This window comes from Geitlerinema calcuttense NRMC-F 0142 (assembly GCF_030285425.1).
Map to the genome: position 1 here is coordinate 1 of NZ_JASVEJ010000022.1, position 23,798 is coordinate 23,798.

Genomic DNA, 23,798 nt, shown 5'->3' on the forward strand with positions numbered 1-23,798 from the left:
CAAGCAAATGCGCCGCCAAAACGAATCCACGATCCCCTCATTACTCGGCACTCGAAAAGCAAACCAATCCACTTTTTAACGCTGGGATCCGCCCCTCCCTCCAAGCATCCACCCACTCGCAAGACGCCCTACAAACCTTCAGACGCCTGCGACGGGATGAAGGATCGGTTCTAGCTGGAGACAGGGAAGAAGGGAGTTGGGAGTTGGAGTAGGGTTGGGGAAGAAGGGAGTTGGGAATTGGGAGTTAGGGGTTGGGGAAGAAAGGATAGGAGAACTTGATAACCATCAACTCAGCACTCTCTTCTGACTCGGAACTCGGAACTCGGAACTGACTCAGCACTCTCTTCTGACTCGGAACTCGGAACTCGGAACTCGGAACTCTTTTCTCCCCACCCTCTTCCCCACTCAGCACTTAGTTAGATAGCGCAGTTGAGGCCACCTGATTTCTTGCTGAAGAGGTAATTTTCGCGGTAATCTACTGGGCAATCAATTACAGCCGGAACCTCTTGATTGAGGGCTTCCTTGAGGGTTGGGATCAGTTCTGCGGCTGAGTTGACGCGATATCCCTTTAAACCCATACTTTCGGCAAATTTAACAAAATCGGGATTGCCAAACTTGATAAAGGCAGATTCGCCGTAATGGTCTTGTTGCTTCCATTCAATCAGACCATAGCCGCCATCGTTAAAGATTAGGGTTACAAAGGCAGTCCCTACCCGCAGCGCAGTTTCCAGTTCTTGGCAGTTCATCATAAACCCGCCATCTCCGGTTGCAGCAATTACTTTGCGATCGGGATGAACCAGTTTAGCGGCGATCGCGCCGGGAATCGCAATCCCCATCGCCGCAAATCCATTAGAAATTAAACAGGTATTGGGGCGATCGCAATGGTAGTGACGCGCAATCCACATCTTATGCGCCCCCACATCCGAAATCAAAATATCTTCTGGCCCTAGAACCTGTCGCAAGTCGTAAATTAACTTTTGCGGCTTAATGGGGAACTCTCCATCGGTCGCATACTGTTCGTAGTCCTCACGAATATCGCTGCGTAACTCCGTAGCGTAGGCGGGGGCTTTTCCTTGGCGATCGGAACGGCGGAGAATTTCGGTTAGCGAATCAGAAATATCGCCGACAATTTCCACGATCGGGATATAGCTGCTATCAATTTCTGCGGGTAAAGCGCCAATATGAATAATCGGAATTTTGCCTTCTGGGTTCCATTTCTTCGGCGAAAACTCAATCAAGTCATAACCCACAGCAATCACTAAATCAGTATGGTCAAAGGCACAGCTAATATAGTCGCGCTGCTGAAGACCTGCTGTCCAGAGCGCGAGGGGATGCGTGTAGGGAATTACGCCTTTACCCATAAAGGTATTCGCCACCGGGATATTCAGTTGGGTGGCAAATTCGGTTAATGCATCGCTGGCTTTAGCACGAATTGCGCCATTTCCCACCAGTAATAAGGGATGGCTGGCTTTAGAAATCGCAACGGCCGCTTCATTAATGGTTTGATAAGCCGCATAGGACTTATCGCGTTTATCCCGTTCTAGGGGTTTACCTTCCACAGGCATAGCGGCGATATTTTCCGGTAAGTCAATATGAACGGCTCCCGGTTTTTCGCTTTGAGCAATTTTAAAGGCTTTGCGAACAATTTCTGGGGTATTGCTCGGCCGGACAATTTGGGTATTCCATTTGGTGACAGGGGAAAACATTGCCACCAAGTCAAGATATTGATGGGATTCAATGTGCATCCGATCGGTTCCCACTTGCCCTGTAATGGCAACCAGCGGCGCGCCATCCAAATTGGCATCTGCTACCCCAGTCATCAGGTTAGTGGCTCCAGGGCCCAATGTAGATAAGCAGACTCCTGCTTTTCCGGTCAACCGACCATACACATCGGCCATAAAGGCAGCGCCTTGTTCGTGGCGGACGGTGATGAATTGAATGGAGGAGCCGGAGAGGGCTTTTAGGACTTGGAGATTTTCTTCGCCAGGAAGGCCAAAAACATAGCGAACGCCTTCATTTTCTAGACAGCGGACTAAAAGTTCAGCAGTGTTCATAGGTTATTGCTCTGTCACAAAAAATTCCGATCGATAAGAACGCAGAAGAATACCCTGTTTTCATAGTTGTGTATTTATTTCACCCAAACGGTTTTAATGTTGACAAATTCGCGAATTCCTTGACATCCGAGTTCTCGACCGTAACCGGATCGCTTAATTCCCCCAAAGGGAAGGCGGGGGTCAGATTTGACCATGCCATTGATGAAAACGGCTCCGGCTTCAATTTCACAGATTAGGCGATCGCGCTCTTGGGGGTCATTTGTCCAGGCGCTAGCCCCCAGTCCAAAGGGGGTGGCGTTGGCAATTTCAATGGCGCGATCGAGGTTGGGAACGCGAAACAGCAGAGCAACGGGGCCAAAAAATTCGGCTTCGTTAGCGGAGGCACCGGGGGGAATTTGGGTGAGGATGGTGGGAGGATAGTAGTTACCGGGTCGATCTAAGGGCTGTCCGCCGATTCGGAGTTTTGCCCCCTGTTGGACGTTTTCTTGGACGAGTTCGTCCAGTTCAGACAAGATATCGGGGGTGGCTAAGGGGCCAATATCGGTATCTAGCTGCATGGGATCGCCGACTTTGAGGGCGGCAAATTTTTCAATTAGGCGCTGTTCAAACTCGTCTGCGATCGCCTCAGCGATAATAAACCGTTTGGCCGCAATGCAAGATTGACCGTTATTGATCGTGCGAGCTGTGACGGCGGTACTGACAGCCATGTCGAGATCGGCACTCTCTAGGACAATATACGGGTCGCTGCCGCCCAGTTCCAGGACGGTTTTTTTAATTTGTTTGCCAGCGGCGGCGGCTAAACTGGCTCCGGCGGCTTCGCTCCCCGTGAGGGTGGCGGCGCAGATGCGATCGTCGGCCATCAGATCGGCGATCCGGTTGGCGGGAATGAGCAGGGTTTGAAAGGCTCCTTCCGGGAATCCGGCTTGGTGTAAAATTTCTGCGATCGCTAGGGCGCATTGGGGGACGTTGGAGGCATGTTTGAGCAGTCCGACGTTACCGGCCATCAGCGCTGGGGCCGCAAACCGGAAGACTTGCCAAAAGGGGAAGTTCCACGGCATGACGGCGAGAATGACTCCTAGGGGTTGATAGCGGATAAAGCTTTTGCTAGCATCAGTTTCGATGATTTCATCCGCCAGAAAGGTGGGGGCATTGTCGGCATAGTAGCGGCAAACCACGGCGCATTTTTGCACTTCTGCGATCGCGGCTTTTAGGGGTTTGCCCATTTCTAGAGTCATCAGTTGCCCAAAGCGTTCTCGATCGGCTTCTAAAATGTCGGCTGCTTTGTACCACCACTGAGCCTTTTGCGCGAAGGGAAGGGGGCGATACTGCTCGAAGGTGCGAGCCGCTAGCGCCACTTTCGCTTCGAGTTGCTCGTCGGTTAAGGCCTCAAAGGTCTTCAGGGTTTCCCCAGTGGCTGGATTAATCGTTGCGATTCCCATTAACTCAACTCCCGATCCAATGGATCGCCAAAATCATTTTGAGTTCTGTAGCCGTAGCGTTTTTATCGATCCCCGTGCGATCGCGCTTGTCTCTAGTGTTCCCCCGAATTACGCTTTCTACGCAGGGAGGAACCGGGAAATCTCGATCCGCTCGTTCGTCGATGCACAAGGGATTTCAAGCCCAGATACCTACAGATTCTCCTCTCAGGCTAGGAGAGGTCTTCTGGGCAAGTCGCAAATTAAATACTTTCTTTAAGTAACTTCACGCGTCTTAATATGGCGTCAAAGCTGCATAATGAGATGAAGTTATCCTATGATCCTGAAAGTCTCCTGAAGTCCCCTATGAATGACTCAGCTCCAGCCGAACTGATTATTGAAGCGGGTCGAACCGAAAAGCAGTATTGGAAAGACTTGTGGCGCTACCGCGAGTTGTTTTACTTTCTGGCTTGGCGAGATATCCTCGTTCGCTATAAGCAAACGGTCATTGGCGTCGCTTGGGCTTTAATTCGTCCCTTCCTGACAATGGTCGTGTTTAGCGTCGTTTTTGGCAAGTTAGCCAACCTGCCAAACGAAGGGCCCCTTACCCAATTTTAGTCTTTGCGGCACTTTTACCTTGGCAGTTATTCGCAACTGCGCTATCTTCATGTAGTGAAAGCTTGCTGGGTAATGCGAACTTGATCTCCAAGGTCTACTTTCCCCGGCTGATTGTCCCCACTTCTGCGGTGATTGTCAGTTTTGTGGATTTTATGATTTCCGGAATCATTCTTTTAGGGCTGATGGCGTGGTATAACTTTATTCCAGATTGGCGGATTCTCACGCTCCCTCTGTTTATTGCGATCGCCTTTGCCGCAGCTTTAGGAGGTGGCTTGTGGTTAGCTGCACTCAATGTCAAGTATCGCGACTTCCGCTATATCGTCCCCTTTATTGTCCAATTTGGCTTATACATCTCACCCGTGGGGTTTAGTAGCACGATTGTGCCAGAGCAATGGCGTTTGCTATACTCTCTCAACCCAATGGTCGGCGTTATTGACGGGTTTCGTTGGGCAATTTTAGGCGGAGAAGCACATCTTTACATACCCGGCTTTGCTCTGTCACTAGCACTAGTAGGAGTTTTGCTTGTGAGTAGTATCTGGTACTTTCGGAAAACAGAACGTACCTTTGCTGACGTAATCTAAGGGGAATCAAGCCAGGGTAAACTCAGTGATGACTTGACCAATTAAAAGAGAATTGCCTTAAACTTCTGGAGAGAAGTACGATGAGACGGGTCGGCTGTACCTTTGACAGCAATTAGCCAGAATTTATTGTGAATTTATGTCTGATACAGTCATTCAAGTTGAGAACTTAAGTAAGAAATACCTCATCGGTCATCAGAAGCAAGCCTATACCTTGCGTGAGGCTATCTCAAATACGACCCGTTCCTTAAGCCATAAACTCATTACCCCTTGGAAAAAAAGTGAAAGTTTCTCACAGACAGAGGAATTTTGGGCATTAAAAGATATTTCATTTGAAGTTAAGCAGGGCGATCGCGTTGGTATTATTGGACGCAATGGCGCTGGAAAATCTACCCTTCTCAAAATTCTCAGCCGCATCACAGAACCCACTCACGGTCGCATCACCATCAAAGGTCGAGTCGCCAGCTTACTAGAAGTTGGAACCGGCTTTCATCCAGAATTAACCGGAAGAGAAAACATTTTTCTCAACGGAGCAATTTTAGGAATGAGTAAAGCGGAAATCAAGCGAAAGTTTGATGAAATTGTAGACTTTGCAGAAATCGAAAAATTTATTGATACCCCAGTTAAGCGTTACTCCTCTGGGATGTACGTCCGGTTAGCTTTTGCTGTCGCCGCTCACTTAGAACCCGAAATTCTAGTAGTAGATGAAGTTTTAGCGGTTGGAGATTCCCAATTTCAGAAAAAATGCCTTGGCAAAATGGAAGAAGTTGGCAAAGAAGGAAGAACAGTTTTATTTGTTAGCCATCAAATGGCAGCCGTGGAGAAGCTTTGTTCTCGAGGAATTGTTCTGCGTTATGGAACTAAAGAATATGATGGGTTAACTCAAGATGCAATTAATTTTTATCTACAAAATATAGAAAAAAATATTAAAACCTTGATTTTAGGAAAATTAAAAGATCGGGAACAGGTGAGCTTAAAATTGTAGATTTTGCGATAGAGAATTCAAATGGAGAAGTCGTACCAGCGGTTTCAGCAGGAGAAGATATTGCTTTACTATTTTATTACCATATGAATGAGGATGCGCCTCTTAAAAATGTTAGTATTGGGTTTTCTATTCATAGTTTACTAGGAGACACAATTTCTATTTTATATAGTGATTACGAGGGGCAAACCTTTAATGTCAATTCTTCTCAGGGAATGTTTAGGTGTAAGCTTAAAAATTTCCCCTTTTCTAACGGTCGATACTTTGTAGGCGCTCGTATTATAAGTCAAGGAGTGGAGATAGACTGGCCTCAAGACTTTTTAGGATATATTGATGTTGAAGCAGGTGACTTTTACAAGACAGGAAATGTTAATCATAGCGGTATTGGTCCCATTTTACTAAGAGGAGAATGGCAACTAGATAGGATAGGAGTTTCAGTCAAGTGAGTTCAACGTTAAAAAAAATCAATCTTGGTTTTGGTCGATTGAATAAGGCTATTAAGGTTACTTTTTTCCCTAAAAATATTTATACTTATAACCGTCCTGCTCATGACTATCATAACTTATCCTATTCTCAAGAAGGAGAAGATAGAATTTTATCGAGAATTTTTGAAGGACAAAATCAAGGATTTTATGTAGATGTAGGAGCACATCATCCTCAACGATTTTCTAACACTTACTTGTTCTACTTACTAGGTTGGCGAGGCATGAATATTGATGCAAAACCTGGAAGTATGTCTCTTTTTCAGAAAATTCGCCCAAATGATATTAATTTAGAGTTACCCATTTCTGATAGTTATCAAGTCTTAACCTATTATGAATTTAATGAACCTGCGTTAAACGGATTTTGTCCAGAAATTTCTCAGGAACGAGATGGGCTTCACCACTATCGAATCATTAAAACTCACCAACTGCAAACATATACATTATCTGAGGTTTTAGACCAGTATTTACCCAAAGAACAGCAAATAGATTTCTTAAACGTAGATGTGGAAGGATTGGACTATCAAGTTCTTAAATCTAACAATTGGTCTAAGTATAAGCCTAAAGTTATTTTGGCAGAGGACTTAAACTTCTCATTTCTTGATAATCCCCCAAAATCGAAAGTTGCATCGCTGTTATTTGACCAAGGATATGAAATTTATGCCAAGTCAGGATTTACACTGGTTTTTAAATTACGTGCTTAAAGATGTTGAATACACCCGTTGCTTTAATTATTTTTAACCGTCCTGACCTGACTAAGACTGTATTTCAAAAAATACGTGAAGCTAAACCCAAAACATTATTGGTAATAGCGGATGGCCCTCGAAATCCTGAAGAATCTGTCAAATGTGAGCAAGCTAGAGCAGTGGTAGAACAAGTAGATTGGGACTGTCACTTAATCAAAAATTATTCAGAGGTAAATTTAGGTTGTAAAAGAAGAGTATCTAGCGGTTTAAACTGGGTATTTTCCGAGGTAGAAGAAGCAATCATTCTAGAGGATGATTGCGTTCCAGCTAAATCATTTTTTAACTTTTGTGAGACTCTCTTAAATCACTATCGCTATAATCCACAAATTATGATGATTAGTGGAGACAATTTCCAGAAGGGACACAAGAGAACTCCTTATAGTTACTATTTCTCTAAATATTTTCATGTTTGGGGCTGGGCTTCGTGGCGTAGAGCCTGGAAATATTATGATATCAAGCTTGAAAATTGGCTAGAAGATAAACATTCAGGCTTCGTTGAATCTATCTTCAAAGATCCTTATGAGTGCCAATATTGGACAACTATTTTGGATAGTGTCTTCAATGAAAGTATTGATACTTGGGATTATCAATGGCTGTATTCTTGTTGGAAGCAGCAAGGTTTATCAATTATACCAGAAACTAATTTAATTTCTAATATAGGATTTGGAGAAGAGGCTTCTCATACTTGTGGTGAAAGTCCTTGGTCACGACTGCCTGTTGTAGAGATTTTGCAAATAAAACATCCACCTATTATTCAAGTAAATCAGAGGGCAGATCGTTACACATTTGATTATCATTATGGAGGTAAAATAATTAGAGAAAGCAATAGTTTAATCTTTAAAGCAAAAGCAGAAATCAAAAGATTAGCTAAATTCCTTAAACCCCATATTAAGATATAGATCTATGCCTTACTCTACCTATGAAGAATCAGTAATGTGGTTGCGATCGCAGCCCCAATATAGTGAATTTGTGCGCTCATGCTATCTAGATCAGGATAACTTACTGGCAGCAAGGCGCTTTTTATCCAGTGAAGAATTTAGTGAAATCATCAAAATCCTGGGTCTGGTAAAACCAGGAAGGCATTTGAAAATTTTGGACTTAGGTTGTGGCAATGGTATTGCTTCTTATGCTTTTAGCACTTTTAATCATGCAGTATATGCTGTCGATCCAGACCCAAGTCGGGAGGTTGGCCTAGAAGCAACTCGTAGATTATCTAATTCCTCTAATAATGGGTTAATACTGACCTTTAATGCCTCTGCAGAGTCTTTACCCTTTTCAGATAATTTTTTTGATATTGTTTATGAGCGACAGGCCCTACATCATTTTTCAGATTTAAACAAAGGATTAACAGAAGTTTCAAGAGTTTTAAAACCAGGAGGTTTTTTGCTAGCGACAAGAGAACATGTAGTCAACGATGAACAACAGCTTAGAGATTTTTTGCAAAATCATCTGCTACATCAGATGCATGGCGGAGAAAATGCTTATCGTTTAGATGAATACTTGTTAGCCTTTAGAAAAGCTAATTTAAAAATTAGTAGATATTGGGGATGTTTTGATACGGTAATCAATCATTATCCTACTTCCAATTTAGATATCAGAAGTTGGTTCATACAAGCATTAGAAAATAAATTTGGTAAAATAGGAGCCTCATATATAGCAAAAGTCCCCTTACTAGAAACACTCTACAGAAGAGCACTCTCCCAAAGCAATCAATCTCCAGGTAGACTCTACTCTTTTTTATGTGTTAAACCCAAAGGAAAAAAACTCAATGAGAACTCTTTACGATGGGCAAATATACTCTAGCCAATGCGTAGGCGGAATTATTCGTTATTTTAATAGTCTTATCAGTTGCTTACCAAAATCTTTTTATCCCTACCTGACTAGCAGCCAGGAGAACGAAGTAACATATCCAGAACACCCTAACTTTAAACTCTTTTACTATAAAAGGTTTGCCTTGAAACCTGGGCGATTGTCTTATTGGCTAGAAAAATACTATTTTAGAGCAGTGTCCAATGTTGTAAAGCCAGATATTATCCATCCTACTTACTACTCTTCTTTAACCCGTCATCCTTTGAATCAATACCGTGCTCCTGTTGTCTTAACAGTTTGGGATATGATTCACGAACTGTTTCCTCAGTCTTTAGATCCAACGGGCCAAGAAGTACAAATAAAGCGTCAGGCTATTTTAGCAGCTCAAGCAATTATTTGTATTTCAGAAAATACTAAAAAAGATTTACTAGGGCGCTATAATTTACCCGATAAAAATATTCAAGTGATCCACTTAGCGTCTAGTATTAATGATAGTTTTGCGAAGGGAAAGGAAGCAGTTCCCAATAGCCCCTATTACTTATATGTCGGAAGTCGGGATAATTATAAAAACTTTATAAGTTTACTCACCGCCTTCAACCACGTGAAGTCTAAACTTCCTGACGTTAAACTTTGCGTAACGGGTTCCCCTTTTACAATATCTGAACAGCAGCGAATAGGGGATTTGGGGTTAACTGAGAGAATCCAGAACTATGGCTTAGTTAGCGATCGCCATTTAGCTAAACTGTATCATCATAGCCTAGCGTTAGTCTATCCTTCGCTGTATGAGGGTTTCGGTATCCCCCTTCTAGAAGCAATGTCTTGTGGAACTCCTGTGGTTGCATCCAATTGCTCAAGTATTCCTGAAGTTGTAGGTGATGCTGGTATATTGTTCGATCCTCACTCAATCGATGATTTGGCAGATATTTTACTGTTTCTGTATAATCACCCCGCAGAACGCGATCGCCTCATCAGCAGAGGCTATGAACAAGCCAAAAAGTTTAGTTGGCAAAAAACGACCGATCAAACAGTTGAAGTTTATCGTTCGCTCATTTAACAAACACAGATTCTTATGTATAAAATCTAATACTAAAGGACTTAAAGTACATGAAAGCAGTTATTTTGGCAGGAGGATATGGTACCCGAATCAGTGAGGAAACTCACCTCAAACCCAAGCCGATGGTAGCAATTGGTGGGCGTCCAATCATCTGGCACATTATGAAAATATATTCAGCCTACAATATTAACGAATTTATTATTTGTTGTGGCTACAAAGGTTATATTATCAAGGAATATTTTGCCAATTACTTTCTTCATATGTCCGATGTTACCTTTGACATGAAATCAAATCGTATGGAGGTACACCAGAAACACGCGGAACCTTGGCGCGTCACATTGGTAGACACGGGTGAAGATTCCATGACTGGGGGGCGCTTAAAGCGCGTTCAAAAGTATGTGGATAACGAAACTTTTTGCTTTACCTATGGAGATGGAGTGAGTAGTGTTAATATTGCTGAGTTAGTTAAATATCATCACCAACACCAAGCAATGGCGACCTTAACGGCTGTTCAGCCCCCCGGTCGATACGGAGCCTTGAACGTAGAGGATCGGCGGGTTCTGAACTTTCAAGAAAAGCCTCAAGGAGATGGAGCCTGGATTAATGGTGGCTTCTTTGTCCTTGAGCCACAAGTGTTTGACCTTATTGAAGGCGATCTGACGAGTTGGGAGAACGACACGCTACCGACGATAGCTAGCAAAGATCAGCTTTTTGCTTTTTATCACAAGGGTTTTTGGCAGCCAATGGATACCTTGCGGGATAAAAATCAGTTAGAGCATTTGTGGGATTTAGGTGAAGCACCCTGGAAGGTATGGTAATGCAAGCTGATTTTTGGCAGGGAAAGCGCGTTTTTTTAACGGGACACACCGGATTTAAAGGAAGCTGGCTGTCCCTATGGCTGCAACTTCTAGGCGCAGAAGTAGGTGGCTATAGCCTAGCGCCACCGACACAGCCAAGTCTCTTTGAATTGGCTCATGTTCAAGAAAGAATGCTCTCAATTGAAGGGGATATTCGCGATCTAGAGAGACTCAGACAGGCGATCGCACAATTTAAACCTGAAATTGTTTTTCACCTCGCCGCCCAGTCCATTGTCCGTCAATCCTACCAAAACCCCGTAGACACCTACGCGGTTAACGTCATGGGCACCGTCAATCTTTTAGAAGCGATCCGACAAGTGGGTGGCGTCCGGGCTGTCGTCAACATCACCTCCGACAAGTGTTATGAAAATCGCGAGTGGGTTTGGGGATATCGAGAAAATGAGGCAATGGGGGGTTACGACCCCTATAGCAGCAGCAAAGGCTGTGCCGAATTAGTCACCAGTGCTTATCGCAATTCATTTTTTCATCCCAGCGACTACGCCCAACATGGAGTTGCGATCGCCTCTGCACGCGCCGGAAATGTAATTGGTGGCGGAGACTGGGCTGTCGATCGGCTGATCCCAGATACTCTAAAATCGCTGATCGCTAAACAGCCCCTACCGATCCGCAATCCTCATGCCATTCGTCCTTGGCAGCATGTTTTAGAACCCCTTAACGGTTATTTAACCCTTGCCGAATACCTTTATCAACAGGGCGCGCCTTTTAGCGAAGCCTGGAATTTTGGCCCTAACGATTGTGACATTCAACCCGTCTCTTGGGTGGTCGATCGACTGTTTACCCTTTGGGGAGAAGGAACTTGGCAATGGGATCGAGGGACTCAACCTCATGAAGCCACGACCCTCAAGCTAGATTCCACCAAAGCTCGCATTAAACTAGGGTGGCAGCCTAAACTAGACTTGGAAACAGCCTTAGCTTGGATTGTCGATTGGACAAAAGCTTGGCAAGCGGGAGCCAATAGCCGTCACTTTACAGAAACCCAAATTCAAAAATTTATGGAGATCGGAGGGATATGAGTCATCCCCAATGTCGTTTTTGCCATACCCCACTCCGCCAGACTTTCGTGGATCTAGGCATGTCCCCTTTGTCCAATGCCTATTTATCGCGATCGCAATTGAATGAAGCTGAAACGTTTTACCCTCTGCACGCGTATGTCTGCGAAAATTGTTTTTTAGTCCAACTCGAAGAATTTGAAACACCAGAACATATTTTCAGCGATTACGCTTACTTCTCTTCTTACTCAGATACTTGGTTAACCCACGCTAAAAATTACACTGAATCGATGATTCAGCGTTTTGGGTTCAATCCACAAAGTCTAATTATTGAAATTGCTAGTAATGATGGATACCTATTACAATTTTTTCATGATCAAAATATTCCAGTATTAGGTATCGAACCCGCCGCCAACGTTGCTAAAGTGGCTCAAGACAAAGGGATTAACACCCTAGTCCGTTTTTTTGGAACGCAAACAGCTAAAGATTTAGTTGAACAAGATCGACAAGCTAACCTATTGATTGGCAATAACGTCCTAGCCCATGTCCCCAACTTAAATGATTTTGTAGCTGGCATTAAAATTATCCTGAAGCCTGAAGGGATTCTAACCCTAGAGTTTCCTCATCTTCTACAACTAATCTTCTTCAATCAGTTTGACACCATTTATCACGAACACTTTTCTTATTTTTCCTTGTTAACAGTCGAAAAAGTGTTTGCCAAGCATGGTATTACCTTATTTGATGTTGAAGAACTTCCCACGCACGGTGGCTCGTTGAGAATTTACGGCAGACATCAAGAGTCTAGCTATCATCCTGTGAGCGATCGCCTTCATCAGCTCAAAGCAAAAGAAATTCAAGCAGGCCTAGATCGGATAGATACCTACGTGCAGTTTAGCGAAAAAGTCAAGCAAACCAAACGTCAGCTTATCCAATTTTTAATCAATGCAAAACAACAAGGAAAAACTGTAGTAGGCTATGGCGCGCCAGCCAAAGGAAATACCTTACTCAATTACTGCGGCATCCGCACCGACTTTCTAGATTACACCGTAGATCGCAGTCCTCACAAACAAGGATTATGGCTACCTGGAACCCACATTCCCATATACAGCCCAGAAAAAATCTTTGAAACCAAACCCGACTATGTTCTCATCTTGCCCTGGAACCTGCAAGGAGAAATTACTCAGCAAATGGCAGGAATTCGACAATGGGGCGGGCAGTTTACGATTCCAATTCCTCAAATCCAAATAGTCTAATGCTTTTTCATCAAACGCCAATTCCTGGCTGCTGGCTGATTACACCTGAACGGCGAGAAGACGAACGCGGTTTTTTTGCGCGTTCCTGGTGTCAAAAAGAGTTTCTTGAATATCGCCTTAACCCAAATTTAGTACAGTGCAACATTTCCTTTAACACTAAAGCAGGTACGCTACGAGGGATGCATTATCAAGCCCAACCTCATGAAGAAGCTAAATTAGTTCGTTGTACAATGGGAGCAATTTATGATGTAGTTGTAGATCTGCGTCCTGCTTCATCAACCTTTAAGCAATGGTACGCAGTCAAGCTCACTAGCGAGAACCGTCTTATGCTTTATATTCCTGAAGGGGTAGCACACGGGTTTCAAACTTTAGTGAATAATACGGAAGTGTTTTATCAGATGTCGGAATATTATGTTTTAGAGTCTGCACGAGGAGTGCGCTGGAACGATCCAACGTTCAAAATAGAGTGGCCTTCAGCAGAAGAACGCATAATTTCTGCAAAGGATTGTAGTTATTCAAACTTTGGGCTATGAAGCGAGTGTTAGTCACAGGCGCAGGGGGGTTTGTTGGTAGACATACACTGCAACCGCTTTTAGATAGAGGTTGTGAAGTACATGCAGTAACCTCGAAAAGTCATTTTGCTGACGCGAATCGCACCTCTCTAGTAAATTGTACTTGGCATGTTGCAGATTTACTCAATCCAATACAAGTTAAAACTGTAATAGAGCGATCGCAACCGACCCATTTGTTACACTTGGCTTGGTGTACTACGCCTGGACAATACTGGACTTCAGAAGAAAATTTTCACTGGGTACAAGCTAGCTTAGAGCTGTTGTACCATTTCCGCGAAATAGGGGGACAGCGTGTGGTGATGGCAGGTACCTGTGCTGAATATGATTGGAATTATGGTTATTGTTCTGAAAACCTCACCCCATTAAAACCAAATACCCCCTATGGAATCTGTAAAAATGCGCTACAAACTCTGCTATCTGCTTACTGCAACCAAACAGATTTAAGCAGTGGTTGGGGGCGAATATTCTTTGCCTACGGACCTTATGAACACCCCAAGCGAGTAGTTTCCTCCGTGATTCAAGCTTTATTAAAGCGAACACCTATTCCTTGTTCTCATGGCTATCAAATTAGGGATTTTCTCCACGTTTACGATATTGCTGATGCTTTTGTTTGTTTTTTGCTAAGCGAACAAACTGGAACAGTTAATATTGCTTCAGGTAACCCAGTAACCCTTAAAGAAATTATTGCTTCTTTAACTGAAAAAATTGGCAATGCTGAATTGATTCAATGGGGAGCTTTGTTGACGGCTGATAATGAGCCTCCTTTGATAGTTGCCGATACAAGACGCTTAACTCAGGAAATTGGGTGGCTCCCTAGATTTTCTCTAGATAATGGGCTTGATCAGACTATTGACTGGTGGAAAAAACTTTTAGGTAGAACCTCAATGAGCCAATTTTCTTGTCCTATTTGCCAATCGGATTCAACCATAAGCTTTCTTAATCGCGAACAGGTACCTGTACATCAAAATTTAGTTATTAACAAGCAAGATGCAGCTATTCACACAACTCGAGGAAATCTCTATTTAAGAGTTTGTCAAGAATGTGGTTTTATCTTCAACCAAGCTTTTGAACCCACTAAATTGAGCTATGAAAAAACTATGATAATAGTCAAACCTATTCTTTATCATTTAGTAATTATCTCAAAACCTTGATTGACCGCTTAGTTAATGAAAAAAATGTTCGTCATTGTCAAATTGTAGAAGTTGGCTGTGGAAAAGGGTGGTTTTTGAGGAAATTAGTTGAAGTTGAGGAATGGGGAAATGTTGGTTATGGATTTGACCCAAGTTATGTTGGTTCAGATAAAGATTTAAATAATCGATTACAATTTGAAAAACGCTACTATAATTCAGACTGTAGTGATGTTCCTGCCGATGTCGTTATTTGCCGTCATGTAATTGAACACGTACCTAATCCACTTAATCTTCTCTTGTCCATTAACCAAGCTTTATCTAAATCAACGCAAGCAAGAGTTTTTTTTGAAACTCCTTGTGTCAAATGGATATTGAACAATCAAGTGATGTGGGATTTATTTTATGAACATTGTTCTTATTTTACCAAACAATCTTTAACAACTGCCTTTGAAATTGCTGGATTTCAAGTTCGGAGTGTTGAACATGTTTTTAACGATCAATATTTATGGTTAGAAGCTACACGCTCTGAAAAAAAATCTCCAATTACTAAAGCTCCTAATGATATAGTTAAGTTATGTCAAAAATATTCTGATTCAGAGCAAAAGCTTAAGCAAAATTGGAATGCAAGAATTGAACAATTACATAAAAAAGGTAAAATAGCTATTTGGGGTGCTGGTGCAAAAGGAGTGACTTTTGTCAATTTAATTGATCCAGGACAAAACAAAATTGATTGTGTTATCGATCTAAATCCCAACAAACAGGGCAATTATATTCCAGGTACAGGGCATTGTATTGTTGATTACAAGGAAGCTATAAAAAGAGATGTTAAAACAGCAATTCTCATGAATCCTAACTATTATCAGGAAAATATACAATTGCTAGCAGCCAATGGCTTAACCTTAGACCTAGTAGAGTGAACACATCTTATGAAAATCATCATTGACAGCGAACTGCATACTCTAACTTGTATCGTAAACGAGCAAGAAAAGGTTATAGATCTTTACACCAAAGAAGCATTTGAAATTATTTCAAAACAGTGGGTAAAATTAGGATGGAACCAAAAATATCCTTACAATTTTAGCTGGATGGGAAGACCCATAATTCAACTGCCAGAAGATCTAATTAGAATTCAAGAAGTTATCTCTGAAGTTAAACCTGATGTTATTGTTGAGACAGGAATAGCACATGGGGGTTCCCTGATTTATTATGCTAGCCTTTGTAAGGCTATGAGTCGGGGAAGAGTTATCGGTATTGATATTGAAATTAAACCCCACAACCGACAAGCTCTAGAACGTCACGAGCTTGCTTCGTTTATTACCTTGATTGAAGGAAGCTCAACTGATTCTCAAGTTGTATCTCAGGTCAAAAATTTGATTCAATCGGGCGAAACAGTCTTGGTTCTTTTAGATTCTTGTCATACTAAACAACATGTCACAAATGAGTTAGAAGCTTATCATGATTTAGTTACACATGGATCTTATATTGTCGCAACAGATGGCATCATGAAAGATTTATTTGATGTGCCAAATGGAAAGCCTGAATGGAAATGGGATCATCCCACAGCAGCAGCGAAGGAATTTGCAGCTAAACATCCTGAATTTGTACTCAAACAACCCCAATGGCCATTTAGTGAAAGCGAACTGACAGAAAACATAACGTATTGGCCAGGAGCCTGGTTAAGGCGTCAATAACGCGTTCAGCAGATATTTTTTAAGGAGAATGTTGGTCAAAACTTGCTCATCTTGAACGATTGCTGAGTTTTAAGTTTTAATATTCTCCGTATGCCAGAACTTCCACAGTCATTATTGCCAGATTTAATGAGAGCTTGAGTAAATGGGCGATCGCGTGTCTGAAAATTTCCCTTTGGTTAGTGTAGGTATTCCAACTTACAACCGGGAGAAACTTCTGAAAAGTACGGTAGAAAGTGTTTTAAATCAATCTTACAAAAATCTAGAAATCATTATTTCTGATAATGGTTCAACTGACGGAACTGAATCCTATTGCCGCGAACTTAGCCAGAAAGATCCGCGCTTCACTTACATTCGGCAGCCCATTAATTTAGGATCGTCAAAAAACTTTGAGTATGTTTTACATCAAGCCACAGGTGAATTTTTTATGTGGTTGGCTGATGACGATCTGTGCGAACCAGAGCTAATTGAAAAGCTAATTGAAAAGTTGGTAGAAGATTCAACAATCATATTATCCACCTCAGATGTCAAGTTAATTGATGCTGAGGGTAGCTTAATTAGTATACAAACCATCCCAACGCTCTACCCAGAAAATGACTGGTTGGAAGTACGGCGATCGCTCTTTGAATTTCTGCCAAGAAATATGGAAGTTAATTTTGCAGTATATGGTTTAGGTCGCACTGAATTTGCCAAGAAGTTCTTTGAGCGGTGGTCAATTGAATGTTATGGATTTACACTAGGTTGGGAATACCCCTATCTTGCTAAGTTAGCAACATTTGGCAAAATTGTCGCAATTCCTCAACCTCTCAAGCTTTATCGCTTTCATGAAGGCATGGGTTACTCGGAAGCTCAAAGACTAACGCCTTGGAAGAACTTCATTTTAAGGTCAAAACTGAGAAATCGACTTTTGGCAATCTTAAGTGAGTCTCACCTGTCAAGCCTGGAACAGCTACCGCTTTATGGCTTAGTGATTTGCCAGTATGGTGCTTCTGTTTTCTTAGAAGGTTGGCTAGGTACTCGTAATTATTTAATTAAACCCATCATTCTCAATATTTTAGGATTTTTGGGCTGGCAATTTAAAAAAGCTTGAATCATTAAATAAAGTGTCTTGACAAAATTGATAAATTGTGGATGATTAGATAGAGATCGATCCTTTAGGCATCTCGGCAGATAGTAAAGACCGAACAAACGCTGTAAACTAGAAATACTGAGTTAGCTTAGAAACTACATTGTCTATTGTTCGTACTGGTTTAACCCTGAAAGACTTACCTCCACCATCATCTGAAAAACAGGGATGGCCTTGGACAGAGGAAAGCTCGCCCATACCCGATCGAATGCCTGATGGATTGGAATGGCCCCGCATTAGCATTATTACCCCCAGTTATAACCAAGGTCAATTTATCGAGGAAACAATTCGCTCCATTTTACTGCAAGGTTATCCGAATCTTGAATATATTTTGATTGATGGTGGTAGCACTGACAATACAATCGAGATCCTAAAAAGGTACGAACCTTATTTTAGCTATTGGGTTAGCGAACCCGATGCAGGGCAATCGGATGCAATTAACAAAGGGTTTCATAAAACAACAGGAGAATTAATTGCTTGGCAAAACTCGGATGACTATTATGCTCCTGATGTATTCATTAAAATTGCCCTGGCTACCAGAGAAAATCTGGATGCTGATGTTTTCTATGGAGCAGCAAATGTTATTGATTCTCAGTATAAACTGATTCAATATTTAGAAGTAACAGAGTTAAATGTTGAATCAATTTTGCCGTGGTTTCATATTGTTAATCAATCTTGCTTCTTTAAGAGAAAAAATTTTCAATTAGAGAATTTTGTAAGCAGTAATTTTAGTCATTTTATGGACTATGAACTTTTCTGGCGCTTGCTCTTAGAGCAAAAACAATTTCAGTTCATTCCAGGAGTTAATTCATATTTTAGAATTCATCAGACCTCTAAAGGATCGACTCAAGATTATCGGTTAGTTGCTAAAGAGTTAGCAATTATCTACAAAATGGCCTATGAAGCGTCCGAGGTATTGTTGCCCGGAGTTAGAAAAAAAGCACTAGAATGTAGTCGAGGGCTGTACTTAGATAACTTTGCAAACTATCGCTTTGCTCAGTTTCGTGAGGGGGTGGTAGATTTAATTTCTAGATCTGGACTTCGACTGAGAGATAGTGAGCTTTATGCTAAATATTTTGTCTCTTTGTTAGGCATAACTTTTGTCAAAAAGCTGAAGCAATTTTTGTAATAGAATTTTTCTAATGAGGAAAAGAATTCATCTAAAACCTTAGACTGAATTATCAGCAAAAATCCGGATCTAGACCGATAATTATTAGAAGTTTGAGAACAGATTTATTGGCTGTTTTGCTTGTATCTTATTCTGGTTTAGTATGGATTTTTAATACATTCAATTATAGATTTTCGTTAGAAACTAAATTTTTAATAAAATGGAGATTAAAGTGAAAGCGATTTTGGAAGGTTTGGAACCCGACCTGCGGAAAAGCTTAAAGCCTTATCAGGGTTTAAGCTTATGCTGAAGAAAGCTCTGGTGACTCTTGTGGTTGGCGAACTCTATCGCGATCGCTTTTTCAAGCTGTGTTTGAAAAACTGGCAACAATACGCGGACAAACAGGGTTACGATCTAGTTATTATTGATACCCCAATTGACCTTTCCGAGCGAGCCACAAAACGTCCAATCAACTGGCAAAAAGCCTTAATTCTCAGTCATCCTCAAGTTAAAGATTACGATCGCGCTGTCTGGATTGACTCTGACATTTTGATTAATCCTCACTCTCCCTGTATTGTGGAAGGGGTTCCAGAGGATAAGATTGGGGCCGTCGATCAGTTCGCAGAACCACTCACAGAACGATTTCCAGAAAATAATCAACAGCTTATGGATCGGGCGGTTGAGTTTTGGCAATGGTCTTTTCAGGATGCTAAGTCATTGTACCGTCAAGGGGGATTGCCCGATACCTTCGACCGCGTTGTCCAGACGGGGGTGATGGTTTTTTCGCCACCTTACCATCGGGAATTGCTAGAAAATTACTATCATCACTATGAGGCAGATGTGGGGGTTCATGTAGAGTTAGAAAGCTTATCGTACGAGCTTCTCAAAGCAGATTGCATTCATTGGATCGATTATCGCTTTAATCGCTTATGGATTGAGTGTATGCTGAGAGATTATCCCTTTTTGTTACCTCCAGCGGGGGTTGAACCGCGCTTGGTTCGAGCTTGGAAGCGGTTAACGCGGGGAAGCGCCTTAATGCCACCTCAAAAAATTACAGAAGCCTGTTTGAATACAGCATTTATTAATAACTATTTCTTGCATTTTGCGGGAACGGCAGGATATATGAGTTGGGTAGACACTCAAATTTCTTCTTGGAAACAGTTAAGATCGGTTCTGTAGGGCGTGACCTGATGAAAGTCGTTCACATTAGCCCAACTTACTTTGATGAGACTTCTTTTATTGGCGGTGGAGAGCGCTATCCGACAGAATTAGCGACAGCGCTAGCAGCATGGGTTCCCACAACCCTTGTTAGCTTTTCCAAAGAACAGCGTAGCTATCGTCAAGGTAACTTAGACATTAAAATTTATCCTGCTCAACGCTTATCTCCCGGTGGGGGACAAGTGGAAATTCCTAAGCTAGGCTATTTGAAAGAAGTGCTTGCGGCAGATGCAGTCCACATTCACTCAATTTATAGTTTAGTTTCAGATTTAGCAGCGATCGCAGCCAGCCTATCCGGTAAGCGCGTATTTGTCACCGATCACGGCGGAGGAAGCGCCCCCATTTTAAGCCACAAGCTCCCCGTATTTCGCGGCTACCATCACGCGATCGCCCAATCTCAGTTTACCTACGATCGCTTGCCAGTCGAACTCCAAAAAAAGGCAATTGTTCTCAAAGGGGGAGTGGATACGCAACGCTTCTCCCCCGATAGTCGCCAGTCCAAAGAGAAGAAGATTTTGTTTGTGGGGCGAATTCTACCCCATAAAGGCGTGAACTACCTGGTAGAAGCATTTCGCTTGCTGGCTCGCCCCGATTATCGACTGGCGATCGTTGGGCGAGCTTACCATCAAGAATTTTATCAACATTTACAACAACTCGCCGAGGGGTTGCCTGTAGACTTTATTCACGATGCCGATGACGAGCGCCTCTTACAGGAGTATCGCACAGCAACCGTCACGGTTTTACCCTCAGTGCATACCGACTGCTATGGTAATTACACCCCCATTCCCGAACTCATGGGCTTTACCCTGCTAGAATCTCAAGCGTGCGGTACTCCCGTTATTTGTAGCGAGGCAGGAGCAATGGCGGAATTTGTCGATCCAGGAAAGACGGGTTTCGTCGTACCGGAGAATTCAGCAGAGGCGATCGCATCTGCTTTGCAGCATTTTCTGGATCTTTCTCCTACAGAACTCGTAAATTATCAAGTTTGGTGTTGTCAATGGATGGAAAACTTTAGTTGGTCGTCTATTGCTCAAGAACTCTTGAAAGTTTACGCTAAAACCTGACTGTACCCATTTTAGATAAGCGCGATCGCACTTGAGTCTATGCAATCTCTGAAGCGAACCCTAACCCATAATTTAGCTTTAACCATTTTGGGTAAACCCCGTTTTGAACGAATTTTATGTTTATTATGTGCTAACCCGTTTACTCGCAAGAGCTTGAAGGTGGGAGCGATTGCTTTTGCGTGTTTAGGGGCTTTAGAAGAACCCGAATTGAGAATTGCTAACTTAGGAACCTATAAACTCTGGGTGAATATTTCGGAGTTTTTAGGCACTAGTTTATATTTCTTCGGCGAGCATAACGAACCCTTTTCTGCTCAATTAGTCTCCGAACTAATTCACCCTGGAGATACTTGCATTGATATTGGAGCGAATCAAGGAAGTTATACTTTTTTAATAGCAAGTTTAGTGGGGAAGAATGGCAAGGTTGTAGCATTTGAACCGCAGCTAGACTTAGGGCAAATGTTAAAAGACTCTCTGCTACTCAATGACTATGGCGATCGCTTGCTACTTGATGGCAGAGCCGTTTATAAAAATTCGGGAGAAAAACTCAAGTTTTATCTTTCAGAAGATATTAAAAATTCGGGTCACTCTTCCTTAGTCAATCACGGCGTTCATGTCAGTGCAGAACGAGTAGGTATAGTTGAGACCATTACCCTGACTGATTTTTCCAAGAACAAAACATCGATTTTGCCAAAGTCGTGAAAATTGATGTGGAAAGAGCAGAATTAGAAGTCATTCAAGGAGCAAATGATTTATTCAAAGAACAGCGAATTCAGTATGTAATTTTAGAACAAGAAGCTGGAAGCGATGCTCAAATAATCCTACAATCTCACCAATATCAGTGTTGGATGATTGACGAGATGAGAAATAAGTTGATCAATATTCATCGGTAAAAAAAGGTCAATTTGCTAACTACTTGTTCGTAAGTCCGAAACTTAATAACGCTTTTAATCAACGATATCAAAGCTGTATTGAAAACGCATGAATGCCAAACAAGAAATCATCAAATCTGGACTAGGTTTACTCAAAACCACTTTAGGAAACGAGCGAGCTTTGACAACGGCAAAAACGCTAATTCGTCGATTGCCCCATGCTTATGCCTTTCCCTTAACGTGGGTTTGTCTGGAAGAATTTTCGGTGGAAAGTGTATCTGAAAGGCATTGGCTTTATGGATCGCCGCGACAGTTTTCAGATGTCAAAGTTAAAGTCAATCCCAAATGCTTAAGCAGTCGATTTTTTAGCATTTCTGGATATTTTGAAGAGGCGTTAACCCAAGAAATTTTGAGCAAACAGCGAGAAGGACTGTTAGTGGATATTGGTGCAAACTACGGCTACTATTCCGTTCTCTGGTTGCAGAATCCTAAGAATCGCGCGATCGCAGTTGAACCCGTAACAGAGTACGTCAACCTTCTCCAGGAAAATCTGAGTCCCTACCCGAATCGACACCATATCTTTGCGGGCTGTATGGGCGATTATGATGGCGTTGCTTTACTCGATACCTGCGGCGATCCTACCATGCTGAGTCGCGTTGTCTCTAGCGATACGCAAGCTAATACCCGCCAGGTGCCAATGCTGACCTTAAACTCTTTGCTGGCGAAGTATAACGAGGAGCGAATTAGCGTTCTCAAAATCGATGCAGAAGGCTACGACATCAAAATTTTAGAAACCTGCAAACCCTTATTTGAAGCCAAGCGTATTCAAACCGTATTCTGGGAAACCGCAGCCACTTCCGAGTTTTCCGTTCATGCTGAAGGAGAAAGAGCGATCGCGCAATTCTTAGAAAGCCTCGGTTATACCAAAATCCTATCCGGTTCAGTCACAGGATACGAGTTAAGGTAAGACCGAATATGAATCGCCCCTTAAAAATTCTAATGGTGTTACATATGCCTTGGAACCGCAACCTAGGCGGCCCTAGAGTTCAGCTTGAACTCGCTGATGAGTTTCAAGCGATGGGACACCATGTTGAAAAATTTGATTGCTTAGACGCCTTTCCTCAACCCTCAAACTCCCGGATTGCATCGCTGTTACTTCCTAGCTTTTCTACAAAAGCTAAACAATACGTTCAAGCTAATGCCCATCGCTTTGATATTATCGACGCGCACCAAGGAAACCTTCCCTTTTCTAAACAAGAATTGGGGATTCAAGGGTTATTAGTTGCCCGTTCAGTGGGTTTGTTTGCTTTTTTACAAGAGTTTTTAGAGTTTGAGAAAAAACAGTGGCCGCAACAGAAACGGGGAAATCCGATAGGGCGCTTAATTCGTGCTTTTCAGCAACAGCGAGAGCAGCCCTCTTATCTGCAAAGCTTGCAGGCTTGCGATTTAATTAATGTTCCTAACGAAGACGAAAAAATTTATCTTCAGCAACATTGGGGGTTAGGTCATAAGTGCCAAGCCTTTCCGTTTGGCTTAACTCAAAAACGCCAAGCTGCATTTGTTCAAGCCATTCAACCCGTGACTCAGCGATTGGAACACCAACAAGTTGCTTTTATTGGTTACTGGTGCAACCGCAAAGGTTCGCGAGACTGGGGGGCTATTATTCAAGGAGTACGGGCGAAACTTCCAGACACTAAATTTCTCTTTTTGGGGACAGGGGTGAGCGAAGAGGTAGTCCTCCAAGACCTGAATCTGCCCAATAGCCAGGGGATTGAGGTGATTCCCAGTTACGATAGCGATGAGTTACCCAAGCTCTTATCAGGCGCAACCGTCGGCGCTTTTCCCAGTTATATGGAAGGGTTCGGCTTTGGGGTACTAGAAAAACTCGCTTGTGGGCTGCCTAGCGTCGCCTATGATATTCCAGGACCCAGAGCGATGTTAAAACCGTTAGATGCTGCTTTAATGGTGCCTGTGGGTAATGTAGAGGCGTTTACCGCCAAACTGGTACAAATCTTACAACTCGATGAAATCGCTTACAGCCAGCTTTCCGAACGCTGTGGAGTGGTGGCTGAAACTTTTTCTTGGTCAAGAATTGCGAAAGACCATTTAGATGTGTATTCTCAGGAGTTGGAACGTCTCAACGCGAGTCTAGTTCATTGAGTAAA

The 23,798-nt window shown here is 42.5% G+C and carries 22 protein-coding genes and 2 pseudogenes; 22 read left to right on the forward strand and 2 right to left on the reverse strand.

Annotation, left to right across the window (positions count from 1 at the left end; genetic code table 11):
- Positions 1-416: 416 nt before the first annotated feature.
- A complete protein-coding gene (locus tag QQ055_RS05725) occupies positions 417-2,054 on the reverse strand; it encodes an acetolactate synthase large subunit (RefSeq protein WP_069966894.1) in 1,638 nt (545 codons plus the stop codon).
- A 74-nt stretch (positions 2,055-2,128) separates the two neighbouring features.
- Positions 2,129-3,493 carry an NAD-dependent succinate-semialdehyde dehydrogenase gene (locus tag QQ055_RS05730; RefSeq protein ID WP_284475451.1) on the reverse strand — a complete coding sequence of 455 codons (1,365 nt, stop codon included), beginning with the start codon at positions 3,491-3,493 and terminating at the stop codon, positions 2,129-2,131.
- Positions 3,494-3,835: 342 nt separating this feature from the next.
- On the opposite strand from QQ055_RS05730, the pseudogene QQ055_RS05735 reads away from it, so the two are divergent.
- The 22 genes and pseudogenes from QQ055_RS05735 to QQ055_RS05835 all read left to right on the forward strand — a co-directional run bounded on the left by QQ055_RS05735 (position 3,836) and on the right by QQ055_RS05835 (position 23,793).
- A pseudogene (locus tag QQ055_RS05735) lies at positions 3,836-4,668 on the forward strand (ABC transporter permease).
- Positions 4,669-4,804: 136 nt separating this feature from the next.
- Positions 4,805-5,528 (forward strand): annotated as a pseudogene (locus QQ055_RS10890) (ABC transporter ATP-binding protein); the annotation flags it as partial.
- A gap of 130 nt (positions 5,529-5,658) precedes the next feature.
- Positions 5,659-6,093, forward strand: coding sequence for a Wzt carbohydrate-binding domain-containing protein (locus QQ055_RS10895; protein WP_432806001.1), 435 nt, complete (start codon positions 5,659-5,661; stop codon positions 6,091-6,093).
- Entirely contained in the window at positions 6,090-6,833 is a 744-nt protein-coding gene (locus QQ055_RS05745; protein ID WP_284475448.1) for an FkbM family methyltransferase, read from the forward strand. Before QQ055_RS10895 ends, QQ055_RS05745 begins: the two co-directional genes overlap by 4 nt.
- A 2-nt stretch (positions 6,834-6,835) precedes the next feature.
- Complete coding sequence (locus QQ055_RS05750; RefSeq protein WP_284475447.1) at positions 6,836-7,774, forward strand: glycosyltransferase family protein; 939 nt, start codon at positions 6,836-6,838, stop codon at positions 7,772-7,774.
- 4 nt (positions 7,775-7,778) lie between these two features.
- Positions 7,779-8,678 carry a class I SAM-dependent methyltransferase gene (locus QQ055_RS05755; RefSeq protein WP_286004354.1) on the forward strand — a complete coding sequence of 300 codons (900 nt, stop codon included), beginning with the start codon at positions 7,779-7,781 and terminating at the stop codon, positions 8,676-8,678.
- On the forward strand, positions 8,644-9,738 hold the full coding sequence (locus tag QQ055_RS05760; RefSeq protein ID WP_284475445.1) for a glycosyltransferase family 4 protein: 1,095 nt from the start codon (positions 8,644-8,646) through the stop codon (positions 9,736-9,738). The genes QQ055_RS05755 and QQ055_RS05760 overlap by 35 nt, the downstream gene beginning before the upstream one ends.
- A gap of 50 nt (positions 9,739-9,788) precedes the next feature.
- A complete protein-coding gene (gene rfbF, locus QQ055_RS05765; RefSeq protein ID WP_284475444.1) occupies positions 9,789-10,556 on the forward strand; it encodes a glucose-1-phosphate cytidylyltransferase in 768 nt (255 codons plus the stop codon).
- Positions 10,556-11,629 (forward strand): CDP-glucose 4,6-dehydratase, encoded by a 1,074-nt coding sequence (rfbG, locus tag QQ055_RS05770; protein ID WP_286004355.1) that lies wholly within the window; start codon positions 10,556-10,558, stop codon positions 11,627-11,629. The genes rfbF and rfbG overlap by 1 nt, the downstream gene beginning before the upstream one ends.
- Positions 11,626-12,858, forward strand: a complete 1,233-nt coding sequence (locus tag QQ055_RS05775; protein WP_284475442.1) for a methyltransferase domain-containing protein — start codon at positions 11,626-11,628, stop codon at positions 12,856-12,858. Before rfbG ends, QQ055_RS05775 begins: the two co-directional genes overlap by 4 nt.
- The gene (rfbC, locus tag QQ055_RS05780) at positions 12,858-13,391 is read left to right on the forward strand and encodes a dTDP-4-dehydrorhamnose 3,5-epimerase (protein WP_283361911.1); all 534 of its coding nucleotides are present in this window, start codon (positions 12,858-12,860) and stop codon (positions 13,389-13,391) included. The genes QQ055_RS05775 and rfbC overlap by 1 nt, the downstream gene beginning before the upstream one ends.
- On the forward strand, positions 13,388-14,581 hold the full coding sequence (locus QQ055_RS05785; RefSeq protein WP_286004356.1) for an NAD-dependent epimerase/dehydratase family protein: 1,194 nt from the start codon (positions 13,388-13,390) through the stop codon (positions 14,579-14,581). The genes rfbC and QQ055_RS05785 overlap by 4 nt, the downstream gene beginning before the upstream one ends.
- Positions 14,578-15,477 (forward strand): class I SAM-dependent methyltransferase, encoded by a 900-nt coding sequence (locus QQ055_RS05790; RefSeq protein WP_286004357.1) that lies wholly within the window; start codon positions 14,578-14,580, stop codon positions 15,475-15,477. The genes QQ055_RS05785 and QQ055_RS05790 overlap by 4 nt, the downstream gene beginning before the upstream one ends.
- 9 nt (positions 15,478-15,486) lie before the next feature.
- Entirely contained in the window at positions 15,487-16,251 is a 765-nt protein-coding gene (locus QQ055_RS05795; RefSeq protein ID WP_284475441.1) for a cephalosporin hydroxylase family protein, read from the forward strand.
- Positions 16,252-16,393: 142 nt separating this feature from the next.
- Positions 16,394-17,338 carry a glycosyltransferase family 2 protein gene (locus tag QQ055_RS05800; protein WP_284475440.1) on the forward strand — a complete coding sequence of 315 codons (945 nt, stop codon included), beginning with the start codon at positions 16,394-16,396 and terminating at the stop codon, positions 17,336-17,338.
- A gap of 139 nt (positions 17,339-17,477) precedes the next feature.
- Positions 17,478-18,503, forward strand: coding sequence for a glycosyltransferase family 2 protein (locus tag QQ055_RS05805; protein WP_284475439.1), 1,026 nt, complete (start codon positions 17,478-17,480; stop codon positions 18,501-18,503).
- 282 nt (positions 18,504-18,785) lie between these two features.
- Entirely contained in the window at positions 18,786-19,661 is an 876-nt protein-coding gene (locus QQ055_RS05810; RefSeq protein WP_284475438.1) for a hypothetical protein, read from the forward strand.
- A gap of 11 nt (positions 19,662-19,672) precedes the next feature.
- The gene (locus QQ055_RS05815; RefSeq protein WP_286004358.1) at positions 19,673-20,764 is read left to right on the forward strand and encodes a glycosyltransferase family 4 protein; all 1,092 of its coding nucleotides are present in this window, start codon (positions 19,673-19,675) and stop codon (positions 20,762-20,764) included.
- Positions 20,765-20,803: 39 nt separating this feature from the next.
- Positions 20,804-21,463 carry an FkbM family methyltransferase gene (locus QQ055_RS05820; RefSeq protein WP_286004359.1) on the forward strand — a complete coding sequence of 220 codons (660 nt, stop codon included), beginning with the start codon at positions 20,804-20,806 and terminating at the stop codon, positions 21,461-21,463.
- Positions 21,460-21,654 (forward strand): FkbM family methyltransferase, encoded by a 195-nt coding sequence (locus tag QQ055_RS05825; RefSeq protein ID WP_286004360.1) that lies wholly within the window; start codon positions 21,460-21,462, stop codon positions 21,652-21,654. Before QQ055_RS05820 ends, QQ055_RS05825 begins: the two co-directional genes overlap by 4 nt.
- Positions 21,655-21,742: 88 nt before the next feature.
- The gene (locus tag QQ055_RS05830) at positions 21,743-22,600 is read left to right on the forward strand and encodes an FkbM family methyltransferase (RefSeq protein WP_284475435.1); all 858 of its coding nucleotides are present in this window, start codon (positions 21,743-21,745) and stop codon (positions 22,598-22,600) included.
- Between the two features lie 8 nt (positions 22,601-22,608).
- Positions 22,609-23,793 carry a glycosyltransferase family 4 protein gene (locus tag QQ055_RS05835; protein WP_284475434.1) on the forward strand — a complete coding sequence of 395 codons (1,185 nt, stop codon included), beginning with the start codon at positions 22,609-22,611 and terminating at the stop codon, positions 23,791-23,793.
- Positions 23,794-23,798: the final 5 nt, after the last annotated feature.

Coding starts and splice junctions, on each gene's coding strand:
- QQ055_RS05760 (WP_284475445.1), top strand. CDS start 8,644: ATGAGAACTCTTTACGATGGGCAAATATACTCTAGCCAATGCGTAGGC.
- QQ055_RS05730 (WP_284475451.1), bottom strand. CDS start 3,493: ATGGGAATCGCAACGATTAATCCAGCCACTGGGGAAACCCTGAAGACC.
- rfbG (WP_286004355.1), top strand. CDS start 10,556: ATGCAAGCTGATTTTTGGCAGGGAAAGCGCGTTTTTTTAACGGGACAC.
- QQ055_RS05810 (WP_284475438.1), top strand. CDS start 18,786: ATGCTGAAGAAAGCTCTGGTGACTCTTGTGGTTGGCGAACTCTATCGC.
- QQ055_RS05725 (WP_069966894.1), bottom strand. CDS start 2,054: ATGAACACTGCTGAACTTTTAGTCCGCTGTCTAGAAAATGAAGGCGTT.
- QQ055_RS05750 (WP_284475447.1), top strand. CDS start 6,836: ATGTTGAATACACCCGTTGCTTTAATTATTTTTAACCGTCCTGACCTG.
- QQ055_RS05835 (WP_284475434.1), top strand. CDS start 22,609: ATGAATCGCCCCTTAAAAATTCTAATGGTGTTACATATGCCTTGGAAC.
- QQ055_RS05815 (WP_286004358.1), top strand. CDS start 19,673: ATGAAAGTCGTTCACATTAGCCCAACTTACTTTGATGAGACTTCTTTT.
- QQ055_RS05755 (WP_286004354.1), top strand. CDS start 7,779: ATGCCTTACTCTACCTATGAAGAATCAGTAATGTGGTTGCGATCGCAG.
- rfbC (WP_283361911.1), top strand. CDS start 12,858: ATGCTTTTTCATCAAACGCCAATTCCTGGCTGCTGGCTGATTACACCT.
- QQ055_RS05820 (WP_286004359.1), top strand. CDS start 20,804: ATGCAATCTCTGAAGCGAACCCTAACCCATAATTTAGCTTTAACCATT.
- rfbF (WP_284475444.1), top strand. CDS start 9,789: ATGAAAGCAGTTATTTTGGCAGGAGGATATGGTACCCGAATCAGTGAG.
- QQ055_RS05830 (WP_284475435.1), top strand. CDS start 21,743: ATGAATGCCAAACAAGAAATCATCAAATCTGGACTAGGTTTACTCAAA.
- QQ055_RS05795 (WP_284475441.1), top strand. CDS start 15,487: ATGAAAATCATCATTGACAGCGAACTGCATACTCTAACTTGTATCGTA.
- QQ055_RS05775 (WP_284475442.1), top strand. CDS start 11,626: ATGAGTCATCCCCAATGTCGTTTTTGCCATACCCCACTCCGCCAGACT.
- QQ055_RS05800 (WP_284475440.1), top strand. CDS start 16,394: ATGGGCGATCGCGTGTCTGAAAATTTCCCTTTGGTTAGTGTAGGTATT.
- QQ055_RS05785 (WP_286004356.1), top strand. CDS start 13,388: ATGAAGCGAGTGTTAGTCACAGGCGCAGGGGGGTTTGTTGGTAGACAT.